The organism is Stenotrophomonas sp. YJH_SMC_94-11, assembly GCF_059370435.1.
On record NZ_JCAFTR010000010.1, the window covers coordinates 84,153 to 98,314 of the forward strand.

18 protein-coding genes are annotated in these 14,162 nt (G+C 64.4%); 6 read left to right on the plus strand and 12 right to left on the minus strand.

Annotated features, from left to right (window positions below):
- Nucleotides 1–96: 96 nt before the first annotated feature.
- Complete coding sequence (locus AC5P74_RS16930) at nucleotides 97–756, minus strand: hypothetical protein (RefSeq protein WP_171956381.1); 660 nt, start codon at nucleotides 754–756, stop codon at nucleotides 97–99.
- A 134-nt stretch (nucleotides 757–890) separates the two neighbouring features.
- Between AC5P74_RS16930 and AC5P74_RS16935 the strand changes: the two genes are divergently transcribed.
- Complete coding sequence (locus AC5P74_RS16935; RefSeq protein ID WP_346607801.1) at nucleotides 891–1,571, plus strand: hypothetical protein; 681 nt, start codon at nucleotides 891–893, stop codon at nucleotides 1,569–1,571.
- A gap of 110 nt (nucleotides 1,572–1,681) precedes the next feature.
- Here AC5P74_RS16935 and AC5P74_RS16940 read toward each other — a convergent pair whose 3' ends face one another.
- Nucleotides 1,682–1,855: a hypothetical protein gene (locus tag AC5P74_RS16940; protein ID WP_495222499.1), complete on the minus strand. Its 174-nt coding sequence runs from the start codon at nucleotides 1,853–1,855 to the stop codon at nucleotides 1,682–1,684.
- Nucleotides 1,856–1,864: 9 nt separating this feature from the next.
- Nucleotides 1,865–2,677, minus strand: coding sequence for an alpha/beta fold hydrolase (locus AC5P74_RS16945; protein WP_346607800.1), 813 nt, complete (start codon nucleotides 2,675–2,677; stop codon nucleotides 1,865–1,867).
- Nucleotides 2,678–2,904: 227 nt separating this feature from the next.
- Here AC5P74_RS16945 and AC5P74_RS16950 point away from each other — a divergent pair, with 227 nt between their 5' ends.
- Nucleotides 2,905–3,384, plus strand: coding sequence for a nuclear transport factor 2 family protein (locus tag AC5P74_RS16950; RefSeq protein ID WP_171957909.1), 480 nt, complete (start codon nucleotides 2,905–2,907; stop codon nucleotides 3,382–3,384).
- Nucleotides 3,385–3,459: 75 nt separating this feature from the next.
- Nucleotides 3,460–3,876, plus strand: a complete 417-nt coding sequence (locus AC5P74_RS16955) for an XVIPCD domain-containing protein (RefSeq protein ID WP_171957908.1) — start codon at nucleotides 3,460–3,462, stop codon at nucleotides 3,874–3,876.
- Between the two features lie 63 nt (nucleotides 3,877–3,939).
- On the opposite strand, the gene AC5P74_RS16960 is transcribed toward AC5P74_RS16955, so the two are convergent.
- The 9 genes from AC5P74_RS16960 to AC5P74_RS17000 form a co-directional block, all read right to left on the minus strand.
- A complete protein-coding gene (locus AC5P74_RS16960) occupies nucleotides 3,940–5,010 on the minus strand; it encodes an XVIPCD domain-containing protein (RefSeq protein WP_171957907.1) in 1,071 nt (356 codons plus the stop codon).
- Between the two features lie 37 nt (nucleotides 5,011–5,047).
- Complete coding sequence (locus AC5P74_RS16965; protein WP_346607799.1) at nucleotides 5,048–5,623, minus strand: hypothetical protein; 576 nt, start codon at nucleotides 5,621–5,623, stop codon at nucleotides 5,048–5,050.
- Between the two features lie 143 nt (nucleotides 5,624–5,766).
- Complete coding sequence (locus AC5P74_RS16970) at nucleotides 5,767–6,912, minus strand: YncE family protein (protein WP_346607798.1); 1,146 nt, start codon at nucleotides 6,910–6,912, stop codon at nucleotides 5,767–5,769.
- Between the two features lie 184 nt (nucleotides 6,913–7,096).
- Nucleotides 7,097–8,107 carry an XVIPCD domain-containing protein gene (locus AC5P74_RS16975; RefSeq protein ID WP_346607797.1) on the minus strand — a complete coding sequence of 337 codons (1,011 nt, stop codon included), beginning with the start codon at nucleotides 8,105–8,107 and terminating at the stop codon, nucleotides 7,097–7,099.
- 3 nt (nucleotides 8,108–8,110) lie between these two features.
- Complete coding sequence (locus tag AC5P74_RS16980; protein WP_346607796.1) at nucleotides 8,111–8,746, minus strand: hypothetical protein; 636 nt, start codon at nucleotides 8,744–8,746, stop codon at nucleotides 8,111–8,113.
- Nucleotides 8,743–9,669, minus strand: a complete 927-nt coding sequence (locus AC5P74_RS16985; RefSeq protein ID WP_346607795.1) for an XVIPCD domain-containing protein — start codon at nucleotides 9,667–9,669, stop codon at nucleotides 8,743–8,745. Before AC5P74_RS16985 ends, AC5P74_RS16980 begins: the two co-directional genes overlap by 4 nt.
- A 133-nt stretch (nucleotides 9,670–9,802) precedes the next feature.
- Nucleotides 9,803–10,741, minus strand: coding sequence for an XVIPCD domain-containing protein (locus tag AC5P74_RS16990; protein ID WP_495205000.1), 939 nt, complete (start codon nucleotides 10,739–10,741; stop codon nucleotides 9,803–9,805).
- 9 nt (nucleotides 10,742–10,750) lie between these two features.
- Nucleotides 10,751–11,218 (minus strand): hypothetical protein, encoded by a 468-nt coding sequence (locus tag AC5P74_RS16995; RefSeq protein WP_346607793.1) that lies wholly within the window; start codon nucleotides 11,216–11,218, stop codon nucleotides 10,751–10,753.
- A gap of 409 nt (nucleotides 11,219–11,627) precedes the next feature.
- Nucleotides 11,628–12,227: a hypothetical protein gene (locus AC5P74_RS17000; protein WP_346607792.1), complete on the minus strand. Its 600-nt coding sequence runs from the start codon at nucleotides 12,225–12,227 to the stop codon at nucleotides 11,628–11,630.
- Between the two features lie 212 nt (nucleotides 12,228–12,439).
- Between AC5P74_RS17000 and AC5P74_RS17005 the strand changes: the two genes are divergently transcribed.
- From AC5P74_RS17005 to AC5P74_RS17015, 3 genes are all read left to right on the plus strand, one after another.
- The gene (locus AC5P74_RS17005) at nucleotides 12,440–12,655 is read left to right on the plus strand and encodes a hypothetical protein (RefSeq protein ID WP_346607791.1); all 216 of its coding nucleotides are present in this window, start codon (nucleotides 12,440–12,442) and stop codon (nucleotides 12,653–12,655) included.
- 484 nt (nucleotides 12,656–13,139) lie between these two features.
- The gene (locus tag AC5P74_RS17010; protein WP_346607790.1) at nucleotides 13,140–13,508 is read left to right on the plus strand and encodes a hypothetical protein; all 369 of its coding nucleotides are present in this window, start codon (nucleotides 13,140–13,142) and stop codon (nucleotides 13,506–13,508) included.
- 100 nt (nucleotides 13,509–13,608) lie between these two features.
- Complete coding sequence (locus tag AC5P74_RS17015) at nucleotides 13,609–13,959, plus strand: hypothetical protein (RefSeq protein ID WP_346607789.1); 351 nt, start codon at nucleotides 13,609–13,611, stop codon at nucleotides 13,957–13,959.
- Nucleotides 13,960–14,162: the final 203 nt, after the last annotated feature.

Here is a 14,162-nt window from a genome sequence, read left to right on the forward strand (position 1 = left end):
TCCCTGGAGTGGCGAGGCGTCGACTGTAGCGCGATTGCCGCGCGCCGCCGAGCGTGCGCCCTGCATGTCTCGGATCCGGTCGGCCGCAGAGGCCCGTCAGGCCACTGCCGATCGTGCCGCCCGAACCCGCACGATCGCCCGCCACAGGGAGATGCCGCCCACCATCGTCGCCATCAGCAACGCCACCAGCACCAGCGCCAGGTCGTCCGGATTGCGCATCAGCGTTGCGTTCTCACGCGCCAGGATGTGGAACACCACGGACTGCGCCTGCACCAGCGGGGTATCGCCCTCCGCCACCAGGTCCATCAGGCATGCCGTGGGTGACAAGCGCGCCACGCTGTTCCATGCGTTCTCGTACAGGTGCAGCGTCCACCCGGCCAAGCACAGTGCGCCGCCATGCAGCAGCAGCAGCGCCACGTTCGCCGTGCGCAGCCCATCGCGCAGCCACAGCGCGCGGCTCGCGCACACCGCCATCGCACCCAGCAGCGCCAGCACGATGCCCGCCAATGGAATCCAGCTCAATGGCTGCCAGTCGTCCAATGCACCGGCGCGCGCCATCACCTGTTCGGCCATCTGCAACCGCGCCTGCTCGTCCGGGCCACCGCACGCCGCGGTGATCGGCTCCAGCAGCAGGTCGACGCGGCAATGGAAGAACCCGGAAGCCAGTGCAACGGACAGCAACGCGACCAGCTGCAGCATCAGCAGGATCGGCCCCTGCCCACAGATGCGGCGGATTCGGGAGGTGGCAGCGCTCATCGGTTCATCCATGACAGCAAAGAGCCATCCTAACCAAGCAGTTCGCACGTGTCGGCTGGCGGATGCGACACACACTACGCGGCGCCGTTACGATGGCACGGTTGTTTGAATGCGAATTTTCCTTGGTATTCCCGATGGTGATGCTGTACCTGATCGTACGAACGCTGCTGCCCCTGCTGGCATTCGTGCTCGCGTGGTGGCTGCTCGCGCGCCTGATCGACGCGCGCGCCGCCCGGCTGCCACGCGTCCCGTTGAACCTGCCGGCGCACAGCAGCAGCCCGCGCAGGAAGGATCGGCGCATCTACGCGCGCAAGCTGCGGCGCAAGCCGGGGCTGCGCACGGCGACCCGCGCCGCCGCCGCGCCGCGCAGTTGGCGCTTCGCCGCAGCTGTCCTGTCGATAGGCGTGCTGGCCGCCACTGTGGTCGCCATCCCCGATGGCGCGCGCTTCCAGGTGATGGTGGGCAATGTCGTTGGCTACCCGGGAACGATCATCGAGGTGCGGGTTCCCGCAGCAGCACAGTCTGTCGTGCTGCAGGCATGGCGCCCGGTACTGGCACACCTGGGAAGGCCCGTGGCGATGCGCTATCCGATTGCTCGCACCGGCGGCGAGCATGAAGCCCATGCGGTGGTGCCCACCCAGGTCCGTCAGCAGGGCGACCAGCTGCAGGTGGCCATCGCGCTGCCGGTGGACAGCGACGTACTGCGTGCCGAACTGGCGCGACAGGCAGGATTGCCGGTCGAGGCGATCAACGTGCAGAGGCGCGACGTAGCGCCATGGCGGGAGTCGGGCTGGCGGCCACTGCCCGGCCCGTAGCGCCGAGACCATGCTCGGCGGCCCTTTGCCCCTTCCCCGGCTGGCACGCGCTGCGCGCGCCAGCCGAGCATCGGCTCGGCTCTACACCAGGCCCGCACCCAGCCTGTGAATCACGACCCACGCGGCAGCTTCGCCGCCCACATGTTGTCCACCAGGTTCGGATAGCGCCGCCCGTTCTCCTCCGCCCGCTGCCGCGCCGCGGCCTTCTGCGCATCCGACAGCGGCTGCGACGTCTGCCCCTTGGACCTGGGCTTCTTCCACGGGGGTGTCTTTGGCTCGCGCATCGCGGCAGCTTACCGCTTCAGGAAGTTCAGCAGCGCCAGATTGAAGCGGTCGGCGTGGCTGGTGTTGCAGCCGTGCGGTGCACCTTCCAGGATCACCACTTCGCTGCCCGCAATCGCCTCATGGGTGCGCTGGCCGGAGCCCTCGAACGGCACGATGGCATCGCTGTCACCGTGCAGGACCAGCGTCGGCACCGTGATCTTCTTCAGGTCATCCCGGAAATCGGTCGTAGCAAACGCCTTCATGCAGCCCAGCGCCGCCGCCTGGTCGGATTGATGGCACAGCGCGATCGCCGCCTGGCGCGTGTCTTCGGTCACCATCAACTGGCCGTTGGCACTGAAGAAGTCGCGGGTGAAGTCATCGAAGAACGCTTCGCGGTCCTTCTCCAGCCCGCTGCGCATTTCATCGGCCTTGGCCTGGGTCAGTGGCCCCTGCGGATTGTCGTCGCTGCGCAGCAGGAACGGCGGCACAGCGGCCGCGAACACCACACTGTGCAGGCGATCCTGGCCGTGGTTCGCCACGTAGCGCGCCACCTCGCCGCCGCCCATCGAGAAACCGACCAGAGTGACGTCGCGCAGGTCATGCTCCTCGATCAGCCCCGCCAGGTCCGCCGCCAGCGTGTCGTAGTCATAACCTTCGGCCGGCTTGTCAGAGCGGCCAAAACCACGCCGGTCGTAGCTGATCACCCGATACTGGGCGTCGCGCAGGATCGCCACCTGCGTCTTCCAAGCATCGGCGGACAGCGGCCAGCCGTGGATCAGGATGACCGGGCGGCCATCGCCACCCGTGTCTTCAACGTGCAGGCGGATGCGGGAAGCAGGCATGGGCGCTCCTGTGGAAGGGAAGGAGTGCAGGCTAATGGCCGTCACCTGTGGCGGCCGTGAGGGAATCCCGGTCGCTCATGACATCCCCTGCACAGGCAACGCCCTCAAGGCTGGAACCGGGCCGCCAATATGGGCATTCATTCCGTGGCAGGGCCGTTTCGTCGGAAGCCGGCTGCAGTGGCCCAAACGCCATGCGAGCCTGCGTGAATCCTCCCTGGAGCCTCGCCATGCTGCTGCCCACCCTGACCCTGCTGGCCGCCGGCCTCGTTGTCGCGCCAGCGCCCGCCGACACCCTGCGCCTGCAGATCCGCCAGGCCGATACCCAGCTCTTCGCTGCGGCCTTCGAGGCCTGCGATGCCGACAAGGCTGCGGCGATGACGACCGACGACATGGAGTTCTTCCATGACAAGGATGGCAAGTCGGCCAGCAGCCGCGAGGACTTCCGCCACAGCGTGGCCAACCTGTGCAGCAGCGCGCGCGAGGGTGGCTGGCAGCTGCGCCGCGAGCTGGTGGAATCTTCGCTGCAGGTGTTTCCGCTGCACGATGAGCGAGCCCTGGAAATCGGCGACCACCGCTTTTACGAGCGCGGCAAGGACGGCGTGGAACGCTGGACCGGCCAGGCCCGCTTCATCCAGGTCTGGCGCCGCGTGGACGGGCACTGGCTGGCCGAACGGGTGATCAGCTACGACCATCGGCCGGCGGACTGACCTTTCCGGCGCCCTTCACCAGCCGGATCTATACTGGCGGGGTTCACCCCGCCCCACCGCTACCGTTCGATCGCCATGGCAGAGATCACCCCCAACCACCCCGACTACGGCCTCAACCAGCAGATCCGTCAGGGCGTGGCCGCACTGGACGCCCAGCATGGCCGTGCGTTCGACCAGACCAGCGAACGCCTGACCGCCAGCCTGACCGTGCTCGCCCGCGAACAGGGCCTGCAGCAGGTCGACCACGTGCTGGTCAGCAACGCCACGGCCCAGCACCCGGCCGGGCACAACATCTTCGTGGTGCAGGGCGACCCGGCCAACCCGGCGCACCTGCGCGCGATGATGCCGACCGCGGTGGCGGCGCAGACGCCGGTGGAGCAGTCGATGCAGAAGTTGGGGTTGGCCCCGCAGCAGCAGGCCGTGGGGTTAGTGCCCGAACAGCAGGCCCGTGAGCAGGAGCAGCAGCAGAACCCGGCACACCGTCTGGGCTGAGCCGCCTCCAGTGTTACTGGCGGCCCAGCGCGAGTACGTCGGCTCGCCGTGGCGCTTGCTGCGCTAGGCCATGCGCGGCCCGGACTGCTCCTGCACCTGGCGCTGCTGCAACGCGTCCTGCGTGCGCACCTGCGCAGACTGCGACAACTGCTCGGCGCGCTCGAACGATGTTTCCGCCGGCGTCTGCGCGGCCACCGCCGTAGGCATGCCGGCGCGCAGCTGTGCCGGGTCGTTGCGCTCGCCCTGCACGATGAAGATGTTCTGCGCAGCGTCGGCCTGCGCAGTACGATCGCTCAACAGCACGTGGTCGACCCGGGTCAGTCCGTTTGACTTGGCCAGGGCGTACAGGCTGGCGCTGATGTTCTCGCTGGTGGCATCGAAGCTGCGGCCCCGCTCTGCATCAAGCCGGGCCACGCCCTGGTGGATCTGCGAGAGCAGCGGGTCGTTACCGTGCCGGGCCAGACGATCACCGCTTCGTTCGCCCATGCCCTCAGCGTCACTCAGCATGTGTTGCTTGAAACTACGCTCCGGCATGGGATTGGTTTTCCTCTGATTGAGCTCGCTGTCCGGAAACGGCGGATCAATGCTGTCCACGCCATGGATGTTGCGCAGCGGTCGGAATCCATCCTTGCCTGCCCCCTTGATGTCCAGGGGAATGCGGACATCCGGAAGAAGCTGCCCAGCAGGACCTCCCAGCGCGTTCACGTCGATACTTCTTTTCCGCTCGATGCCTGCGTGGTTCAAGGCTTCCCAGGTGAAGTCCACGCAGTTGTGGCGTACGTCCTGATAGTGCTTGCTGAAGCCGAACTTCTCCGGGTCCGATCCGAACTGCTGGAGCTTCCTGTACTGGTCTTCGCTGATCTCGAGCGTGCGGGTATAGCGCGGGTCCTTATAGACCGTTGCGTCGTCCTCCATGATGGTGCCAGGACCATTCACGCTTCCGTGCTCCTTGGGAGCAAATCCATAGCTCTTCGCAGGCACGCCGGGTGCATGCAGGACGTAGAACATGTGGCCGGGGGCGGACGTCTGCGGAATGCCCTCCGCGTCGACGGCCTGCTTGTGCGTCCTGGGGTCGATCAGCGGCGTGCCAGGTGCAGCGATAACGATCTCTACGGTGTAGCGTGGCTTGTCCATAAGTTGATTCCTTCGTTCCTTCCGGTGGTGAGGTCGTTTACTTGCCTGGCAGTCGGGCGGCGTGTACCCGCAACTGAGCCGAGTAATGCTGCAATTCCGGCGTGGCCTGTACCGTGCGAACCCGAACGCGATAGCGGGTATCAGGCTCCACTGGCAGAGCAACCAGGCTCAGCGTGTACTGGCCGTCACTGCCCATGTGCGGCGACGTATACCGCCATTCGCTGGACGCATGCCATTCCGGAAGCGGCTCTCCCGCGTTGAGTGCCCCCGCCTGGTAGCTGTCGTAGGTGGGAACATCTTTCCAGGCATCAGCGCCCCATTGCTGCAGGGTTACCTCGAACGGGATCCTCATTGTGCCCACGTCAGGCTCGTCGGGCTTGGGCGTCTCTTGGCGCTGCAATTCCAGCTCCACGGCGTAGGTGCGATGTGGGATGTAATTTCGCGCATTCATCTCGAACTCGAAACTCACCCCTTGACCTGGCTGATCCACGGCGATCGGCTGGGCCAGGTCCAGTGGCTCGGGTGGGACAGGATCACGGGCGGAGCAGGCGCCCAGCCCAGCGCTCAACATGATCAACAGGCCGGCGCGCAACCAGCGGTGATTACCCAGCATGATTCAGATCCTTTGGCTCCCTGCCCTAGGGTTCAACCCTAGCGGGTTGGCGCTCGGCACTGCAACCCGGCAAAGAAAAAGGCAGGGTCGGCACCCTGCCTTCTTCATGCGGCACGCTGCCGGGCGAGCCCGGCGTCAGCGCCTTACAGCTGGATGCGCGCCACGCTCTCGTCAGCGCCCTTGTCATCCTTCTCGCCGTTCTTGATGCTCACGAACAACACGTTGTTCTTCGCATCCAGCGCCAGGCTGTTCGGGTGGGTCGGCACCGTGTAGGTCGCCACCTTCTGGTAGCTGTCACTGTTGTAGGCCGTCACCGTGCCCGCCTCGCGGTTGGTCACGTACAGGCGCTTGCGCGGTGCATCCAGCAGGATACCCAGCGGGCCGGCATCGGTCGGGATGCTGGCCAGTTCCTTGCCGGTGCTGCGGTCGAGCACCAGCACGCGCTGGCCCGGATGCTTGCTGACCAGGCCGCTGCTCTTGGCCTGGTAGCCACGCAGGAATTCCGAGCCCTGGTCGGTCACGAACAGCCGCTTGCCGGCGGGGTCCAGCGCGATGTTCATCGGCTGCTCGGCGGCGATCCTGTGCTGCGCCACCACCGTGTTCGAATCGGTGCCCACCACCACCAGCTCGGCCAGCAGGTTGCTGGTGTAGACGCGCTTGTTGGCCGCATCCAGCGCCAAGCCCGGTGCCTTGGCATTGCCCAGGCCGTCGATGGTGTTGATCACCTTCAGCGTGTTCGTATCGATCACGAACAGCACGCTGCTCACGTCCGGCTGGCTGCTGTGGCCGGTCACGTACAGGCGGTTGGCCGCGCTGTCGACCACCAGCTCGCGCAGGTCATGGGTGTAGGCGGCCTTGCCGTCCTTGCCGGCCTTTTTCTCCATCAGCTGGATGGTGCCGACGGCCTTGTTCTGCGCGGTGTCGACCACGGTCACCGACAGGTCCACGGTGTTGCCCACGTACAGGCGGTTGTGAGCGTCATCCAGCACCACGCCGAACGCCTTGCGCTCCAGCGGGATGCGGGTTTCCACGGCCAGCGTGGCCGGGTTCAGGCGCAGCACCTGGGCCGGGCCGGCGTCATCACCGAAGCCGCCGGACGAGGCCACGAACACGGCGTTCTGCTTCGGGCTGTAGGCCAGCTCGTACAGGCCCTTGGCCACGGCCTTGCGCTGCACAGCGGCGGTGGCGCTGGCGGCGGGTGCGTTGTCGGCGAATGCAGAAGGCGTGCCGAGGCTGAGCGATACAGCAAGGGCCAGGGCGGCCGAACGGAAGAGAGGAGTACTGAACATGCGAGCGTCCTTGAATGGGCACGGGAAGGTGTCCTGGCTCGCTGGGCCGTACTGCGACGGCCCGACCTGCATCTGTCTGCGCGGGTGGGCTGGCTGGGGTTGCGGGGGAATGGTAGCAGGTGGGGGGCGTGGCGTGCGCCGGCGCGGGCATGGCCGACGCTCGACCTCGATGCTGCGCCCGCCGCTATGCCAACCGTGGGCCGTGGCTCTGCTGAAGCTGCTGCTCCTCCTGCAGGCGCTGCGCGTCTCGCTGCGGCTCATTCAGCTGCAACTGCGCGACCCGATCGAACGAGGCCTCCACCGGTGCCTGCGCAGCAACCTCCGCCGGCATGCTGGCGCGCTGGTGTGCCGGGTCACTGCGGTCCCCCTGCACGATGAACAGCTTCGGTGCGGTATCACCGCGCTGCTCGCCCAGCACCACCTCGTCCACGCGCGAGAACTGCTGCTCCTTCGACAGCGCGAGCAGGCTGGCACTGACATTGCCGTTGCGCGCCCCGAAAGCGCCGAGGTCGGCCACCTGCTGGTGGATCTGGTTGAGGCGGGCATGATCGTCATGCGCCGGGTCTGCGGGCGTGCCGCTTGCCGCGAGGGTGCTGTTGCCGCGCCACTGCTCGCCGTTCTCGGTGAACATCCACTCGCGGAAGGTCTGCTTCGGCATCGGGTTCCACTGCACCCTGTCCAGTTCGCTGCCCTTCACCTGCTGCGGAATGGCGTTGACCGCGCGGATGTTGTCCAGGACCCTGGTAGCGCCCTCGTAGTTGCTGATCTCCCCGGCCAGCCCGACCGGGCGCAGGCCTGCGTGGTTCAGGGCACCCCATGCGAAATCGGTGCACGCGTTGGAGAAGAAGTCGTACTCCATGTCGAAGCCGTGCTTCTTCGGGTTCGCCGAAAACTCGAGGATGCGGTCGTACTGCTCCTTGCTGATCTCAATCGTGCGCTCGAAGCGGGGTTTGTCGTAGACCCGCAGATCCGTGTCATCGACTTTTCCCAGCGAGGGATTCGCACGGTCGTTCCCCATCGTGAATCCCCTGCTCACGGGTACCGGGTCATTTGATCGCGCCAGCGAAAGAAACATGTGCCCGGCAAATGACGGATCCAACAATCTCTTCTGGCCCGCGTCGCCCACATCGACTCTCGGCGTGCCCGGTGCGGCGAGATGAATCGTGACCGTATAGCGCTCTGCTTCCTTGCTCATGTCTTACTTCCCTAGCGATTGATATCCAACAATAAGTTCAGCTTGGAGCCCTTCCAGCTGCGGGCGGTCCTCCATCAGGTCGACTGTCAACCGATACCGGCCCGGCTCCAGCCAACCGACCTGCGCGAACTGAAGCACCTGATACAGCATCTCATCCGAGTGCAAACCGGCCTCGATCAGTGTGTTGTCATCCAAGCTTGTATCAGCCAGATATCGCACAACCTCATCTTCTGGAATTCTCTGTGAGTCGCGCCCGTCAGGAGTGCTCTGCCATAGCTGTACAGGACCAAGTGCGCCGCCATCAATCCGCTCCAGGCGCAATCGCGTGGGTGGCTTTCCCAGCCTGATCTTCTCCCACGCGTCCAGCAACGAGCGCCCATCGGTATCCTGCAGCCGCAACCCGATGTTCAGGATCGGAATGGCCGGCTTCTGGGGCGCCGGCAAATCAAACGTGACCTCGGCAATCCGACCGGCCTTCTGCAACTGCACGACCCGCGTGAGCGGCACAACCGTGCGGGCCTCGGCCTGTGCGCGCGTCAGCAGGGACGGCGCAACCTCAGGCGCTGGTGACGCACGGCATGCCGCCAGCGCGCCCAGCACCGCCAGTACCATCAGCCCCCGCCGCAGTGGCCGCGTCATTGCTCCTTCAACCGCAGCGAATCGGCCACATCGGTCTTGGCCGCCACCTCGGTGGCGATGCTGGCGCGGCGGTGCCCCGGGTCGTTGCGGTCGCCCTGCACGATGAAGATGCTCTCGGCGGCATGGCTGTTCTGGGTCGGCCGGCTGAGCAGCACGTGGTCCACGCGCGAGAGGTTGTTCTGCTTGGCCAGCACCAGCAGGCTGGCGCTGATGCGCTGGCTGGCCGCATCGAACGGGCGGCCGTGCGCCGCGTCCAGCTCGGCCACTTTCTGGATCAGCTGCGAGAACAGGCGATGGTCGGGATGCGAAGGGTCCAGCAGCGTGCCGGCCACTTCAATCGGCGTCGGCGGCGGTTCATCGCTGGCACGGTCGCCCTGGCGATGATGCTCGGCCTCGCGCTCGGGCATCGCATGATGGGTTTCGGCATTCAGGTCGCTGCCCGGGAACGGCGCGGCGATGCACTGGATCTCCGGCAGGTTGAACAGCACCGCGAACTCGCCCAGATTGCTGCCGCCATCCAGCGTCGCCGGCAGCGGATGCAGGCCAGCGTAGTGCAGCGCCGCCCAGACGAAATCGCTGCAGCGGTTGATGGTGGCCGGGCGATCCACATCGAACTCGAACTCGGCCGGCTCCTCGGCGAAATCACGCAGGCAGCCGTAGTGCTCCTCGGTGATTTCCAGGGTGCGGCTGTAGTACGGGTCCAGATGCTCGTCGGCATCGTCGTGGCGCACCTGTGCGTACTGAACGCCGGTGCGGGTTTCGCCCGGCGCCTGGCGCGGCGGCGCGAAACCGTAGCTGTGAGCCTCGTCGCCCGCAGCGACCTGCAGGTACATGTGGCCGCGCGGCGAGATGCCCCCACTTTTCAGCGGGGTGCCGGGCGCGGCCAGATAAAGGGTTACGGTGTAGCGTGTTGCCTGCTCCATGCCTGTTCAGCCTTGATGGGTGCTGCGGTCCTGGGCGGATGATGGCATAGGTGGGATGGGGGGCAGGTGGAGGTGAAAGCAGTTTCGAGGCCGAGGCGCTCGAAACTGTGATCTGCCGTGCAGTCGCTGGAAGTCAGCCCATCTGCAGCGGCGCCCGGGTTTGTTCCATGGCCAGCTCCTGCGGCGCCAACGAGGCGCGCTCCTGCTGGGCTTTCGAAATCTGCTCGACCTTGGCAAAGGACTGCTCCACTGGCGTTCGCGCGGCCTCCTCCGCCGCCATCGACGCCCGCACGTGGGCCGGATCGTTGAGCTCCCCCTGCACAACGAACAGTCGCTGCGCCGAACCATCGCTTGGCGCATTGCCCAATACCACATGATCAACGCGCTCCAGCCCGCTCTCCTTGGCCGTGGCCAACAACCCCACTGAGATCCTCTCGCTGGTCGCATCGTAGGAACGGCCATGCCCCTCATCGATGCCCGCCACGCCCTTGCGGATGGAATCAAGCATATCCCGATCGCCCCGCGGCAGTTGCTCATCGCTGATGATTCGCTGGAACAGCGTTCTCTCCGGCATTTTGTTGTAGTGCTCGGTATTCAACGCGCTGTCCGGAAAAGGCGCGCGGATACTACGGATGTACTCGATGTTGGTGAGAGGCTTGAGGCCGCCTTGGAAATCCTTGTCCTGCATGAAAAGCGCATTGGTGCGATGAAGTCCCGCGTGGTTCAACGCACCCCAAGTGAAATCAATACAACTATTGTTGAGCCCGTGATACTCCGTATTGAACCCGTGCTTGCCCGGCGCATCACCAAATTCTTTGAGCTTTTCGTACTGATCTTTCGAGATTTCGAGCGTTCGCTGGTAAAAGGGATTCTGGTAATCACCCGCGTCGGAGTCATAAACCTTGCCGGGACCGGTCGTTGCCCCGTGCTCCTTCGGCGCAAAGCCATAGCTGATGCTCTCACGGCCATCGTCCACCGTGTAGTAGACGTGACCCGCGGCAGACGTTCCGCCCCCCAACATCGGGGTTCCTGGCGCCGCAACGTAGATTGTCACGCGATATCGTTCGTCCATGAAGCGCTCCTATTTTGACTTGTGCTTGTAGGCGACCAGCAATTCTGCCGGGATTGGCGCAAGGCGCACTGAGGGGTCAAGTAACTCCACACTCAGGCGATACCGGCCTGGAGAGAGATTCTGGCCCCAAGCCATCGCCAACTGCTTGTAGTGCCCTTGCGGACTGGACAGCCCCGCCGCCTCAAGTGAAGTGTCGTCCACGTCATCGAGCCACACCGTTGAAACTTGCCCATCAGCGCTGATCGGCACAAGAGTGGCGGCCGTTCCTGGCTGCTGCTCGACACGCACGAGTGGAGCATCTGCCTCACCCATTTCCCCGAGCCGAGTGAGGTGCACGCGTGCAGGCAGGCCAGCGCGTCGAATCATCAAGGCGCGCTCGAGCGCTGCTGCGCCATCCTCCCCACTTACGCGGACGGCAACCAGGAGTGTTGGCGCGGCGTTTCTACCGGGCGGCTCAAGATTGAACTCTACAACCATGGGCTCGGCCATTGACGTCAACGTAAGCGGCCTGACAAGCGGCACAATGTTCTGCGCAGCACCGGAAGAAGGCTCAGATCGCGGCGGAGCTGTCTGAGCCTGGCAAGCGCTTAGCAGTAGTAAGGCCAAGCATGCGCTTGCCCCCAGCATCCGTCGTCCCAGTCGCAGCATCGTCCGTCCTCGCTTCAACTTTGATTGATAGGTGTTTTCTCACCAGACCTTCTTATACACGCAGGCCTGGAAGCAATCCATGACGACTGCCACCACAGAACGGGAGAGCTGCAAATGCGACAGCGGCTGATCAGTCGCCGTGGGCTGCAGAGCACGAGGCATTGACGACCCAATGCGGGCTTGTCCCAGCGCAGCCTATGAAACACCCAATCGTTGAGGCTGTTGACTGTACATAGCCCTATTTCACGTTGTAGTTGGCGACGAGAAGCTCGAAGTTGAGATGCGCAACGTCTGGGTTTCCCTGAAGGTTGGTCACCTTCAGCCGGTACTTACCAGCCGTCAGATCCCCGGAATCAGCACGGGCCACCTCGTACTCCCTGTAGGCCAGGGACATGTCGTACTTTCCTGCATTGACAAGACTGTTCGAATCCGCGCCGACGGCGCTCCTGTACTCGTACACATCGCCCTTGGACGGTTGATAGCGGCTGCCCTGCCAGACAGCAGGCAGATCGCGATTCAATACCTGTAGTGCTATGGGCGTTTCGGTGTCCCCATCCAACTTCCATAGCTGCACCTTCAGGGGAATCCGGGCGTCTTCAAGGAAGTCGACATCGCCCGGTTTCATGTCCGGGCGCTTGGCTGGTCCACCGGTACGGAATCCAATCAGGAACGAGCGAGGTTTGGGATCCTTCTCCCAAGGCGGCGGCAGTTCAAAACGCGCCTCTACCGTCGCACCTGCATGGACCAGGTCCATCGGTTTGGCGACGGGGAAACCATCGCCATACATCCGGGGTGTCTGCGTACCACAGCCGCCCATAAGCAGGGGCAGCAGTACCATCCATGGCCTCAGTAGGTGTCGCATCCGTTCCTCACATTCGGGCACTCACGTGTCGGCAGTTTATACACCGCGCCGGCCGGCAGGATCTGAACTGGCTTCACATAGCCGGAGGCGGGATGGGGATTCCTGCCGATGAACATTGCATGGGCCAGTTCTTGTGTTAGCAGGCACGCGATGATGCAGGCACTATTCCCGCACTCTGGAGGATGACCATGACCAGGATCGACACCGCATGGCTGGAAGCGTTCGACAAGGAGCCTCTCCACCTGTTCGCCATCGACCACCGCGATGCTGGCATGGATGAGTACCTGCTGGGCTGCTACGCAGACCTTCCGCCGCGCGAGGCGGCGCTGGCGTTCGGCAGCGACTACGACCTGGAGCGCGACGATGCGCTGTGGCCACGGCCGGGTATGGCGCTGCAACGTTAAGCTGTGTCGCAATCGGCCAACTTCGGATCTCAGCCATGCGGGCGGATTGTCGCTTTTGAGACCCCGATCCTCTGCAAACCGTGCTTTTCAATGCGCATGCGGGCGGTAACTTAACACCAGCCGGAACCACTGCACCGCAAGGGTTCTGCCACGCGCGCGCCATGCAACAATGCCGTAAGCGTCAGCATTTGCGGCCGTTGCGGCCTACGGTTTCTTGGCATCTCGCAACCATGCGAGTACACCTTGGTGTGCCACCGGAAAAGGGTGGCGCGGGACTCGAAAACCCGTGTTTATGCCAGCTGTATGCGCTTGCCAGCCGGCGCCACCGTTTGTGTGGCGCCGGCTGGCAATCCGTTCGTGTTCCATGGCGGGCGGTGCGTGGGGGTCTTCGGACCCGCCGGTCTGGCATTTACCGGTTTTCGAGCCCGCACCGTCCGCCACCTTTATTGGTGGCGCTGCTATCTGTCCTGTACGGAGCATTGCCATGAACACATCGGACTTCCGTTCCCTGCACGCGCAGTACGATCCGGACAACGCCGAACCCGAGCGCGAACCGTCCGTCGATCCCAACGCCTTCGTCGCCACGCTGCACCGCATCGGAACTGGTGCAGCTGCGAATAGCCAGCCTTGGCCGGAACGGCATCAACTGCCCGGGCGGTGTCTTCAGCTGGCGGATGCGGATTGCGCGCTGGCGGGGCTGCGCGTGGTGGCGGAGCTGATGCTGGCTGCGGAGCGGACTCGGCAGAACGGTGCGCCCGAGGAATACCTCGGGGATCGAGTGATGGAAGGGTTGAAGATGGCGTGTGTGGCGTTGACTGCGCAGGTTGCTGAGCGGCTGCACGTGCGGGAGTAGCCCAGTTGGACCTGGCCGTCCGTCGCGCGGCTGCCGGCCATCCGCGTGCCATCGACTGACCGTTCGCCCTCCAGTCCATCCCCTGTTTGCAGAGCGTCGAATGAAGCTTCTGATCTATGGCGCTGTGCTGCTGGCGGCGCTGTCTGCGGCGATCGCGAGCCGGCATGTACCCAAGGCCGACCTGGAACTGCTGACGTTTCGGAAGGTGTCCGACGCTGAATTTGCTGTAATGCGCGAGGAAGCCGTTCGACCTGTGCGCGAGAGCATGGTGCAGGACGCGCGATACGCGGGAGAGAGATACTTCGAGGTCAGTTGCGACGGCAAGCCCGTGATGCTGGTGGACAACTCGTTGGAGCAGCTTTTGATTGTGCTGTATGCGGGCAGGAAGATTGATGTTCCCTGCGTTCTGCCACTGCTCTCGCATTGGTGCATGCGGCTTCTGCCGGAGTAGTCTCTCAGTGCAATCTCTCAGTGCAATTGATGCCTACGAATCAGATCATTCGGCTCCTCACAGGCCCCATCTACGACATGCGGCGTTCTTGCGTCGTAGCAGGTGACGGTTTTGCCTATCGGGCGTTACTGAAGCTAATTTCTCCTTCCGCCCCACTGAGTAGTTGAGCTTTGGAACGGCAGCGACCGTCGGCAGAAGTTCAC

Coding starts and splice junctions, on each gene's coding strand:
- AC5P74_RS16930 (WP_171956381.1), bottom strand. CDS start 756: ATGAGCGCTGCCACCTCCCGAATCCGCCGCATCTGTGGGCAGGGGCCG.
- AC5P74_RS16990 (WP_495205000.1), bottom strand. CDS start 10,741: ATGGACGAACGATATCGCGTGACAATCTACGTTGCGGCGCCAGGAACC.
- AC5P74_RS16970 (WP_346607798.1), bottom strand. CDS start 6,912: ATGTTCAGTACTCCTCTCTTCCGTTCGGCCGCCCTGGCCCTTGCTGTA.
- AC5P74_RS16985 (WP_346607795.1), bottom strand. CDS start 9,669: ATGGAGCAGGCAACACGCTACACCGTAACCCTTTATCTGGCCGCGCCC.
- AC5P74_RS17015 (WP_346607789.1), top strand. CDS start 13,609: ATGAAGCTTCTGATCTATGGCGCTGTGCTGCTGGCGGCGCTGTCTGCG.
- AC5P74_RS16995 (WP_346607793.1), bottom strand. CDS start 11,218: ATGGTTGTAGAGTTCAATCTTGAGCCGCCCGGTAGAAACGCCGCGCCA.
- AC5P74_RS16965 (WP_346607799.1), bottom strand. CDS start 5,623: ATGCTGGGTAATCACCGCTGGTTGCGCGCCGGCCTGTTGATCATGTTG.
- AC5P74_RS17000 (WP_346607792.1), bottom strand. CDS start 12,227: ATGGTACTGCTGCCCCTGCTTATGGGCGGCTGTGGTACGCAGACACCC.
- AC5P74_RS16960 (WP_171957907.1), bottom strand. CDS start 5,010: ATGGACAAGCCACGCTACACCGTAGAGATCGTTATCGCTGCACCTGGC.
- AC5P74_RS16945 (WP_346607800.1), bottom strand. CDS start 2,677: ATGCCTGCTTCCCGCATCCGCCTGCACGTTGAAGACACGGGTGGCGAT.
- AC5P74_RS16935 (WP_346607801.1), top strand. CDS start 891: ATGGTGATGCTGTACCTGATCGTACGAACGCTGCTGCCCCTGCTGGCA.
- AC5P74_RS17005 (WP_346607791.1), top strand. CDS start 12,440: ATGACCAGGATCGACACCGCATGGCTGGAAGCGTTCGACAAGGAGCCT.
- AC5P74_RS16955 (WP_171957908.1), top strand. CDS start 3,460: ATGGCAGAGATCACCCCCAACCACCCCGACTACGGCCTCAACCAGCAG.
- AC5P74_RS16950 (WP_171957909.1), top strand. CDS start 2,905: ATGCTGCTGCCCACCCTGACCCTGCTGGCCGCCGGCCTCGTTGTCGCG.
- AC5P74_RS16975 (WP_346607797.1), bottom strand. CDS start 8,107: ATGAGCAAGGAAGCAGAGCGCTATACGGTCACGATTCATCTCGCCGCA.
- AC5P74_RS17010 (WP_346607790.1), top strand. CDS start 13,140: ATGAACACATCGGACTTCCGTTCCCTGCACGCGCAGTACGATCCGGAC.
- AC5P74_RS16980 (WP_346607796.1), bottom strand. CDS start 8,746: ATGACGCGGCCACTGCGGCGGGGGCTGATGGTACTGGCGGTGCTGGGC.
- AC5P74_RS16940 (WP_495222499.1), bottom strand. CDS start 1,855: ATGCGCGAGCCAAAGACACCCCCGTGGAAGAAGCCCAGGTCCAAGGGG.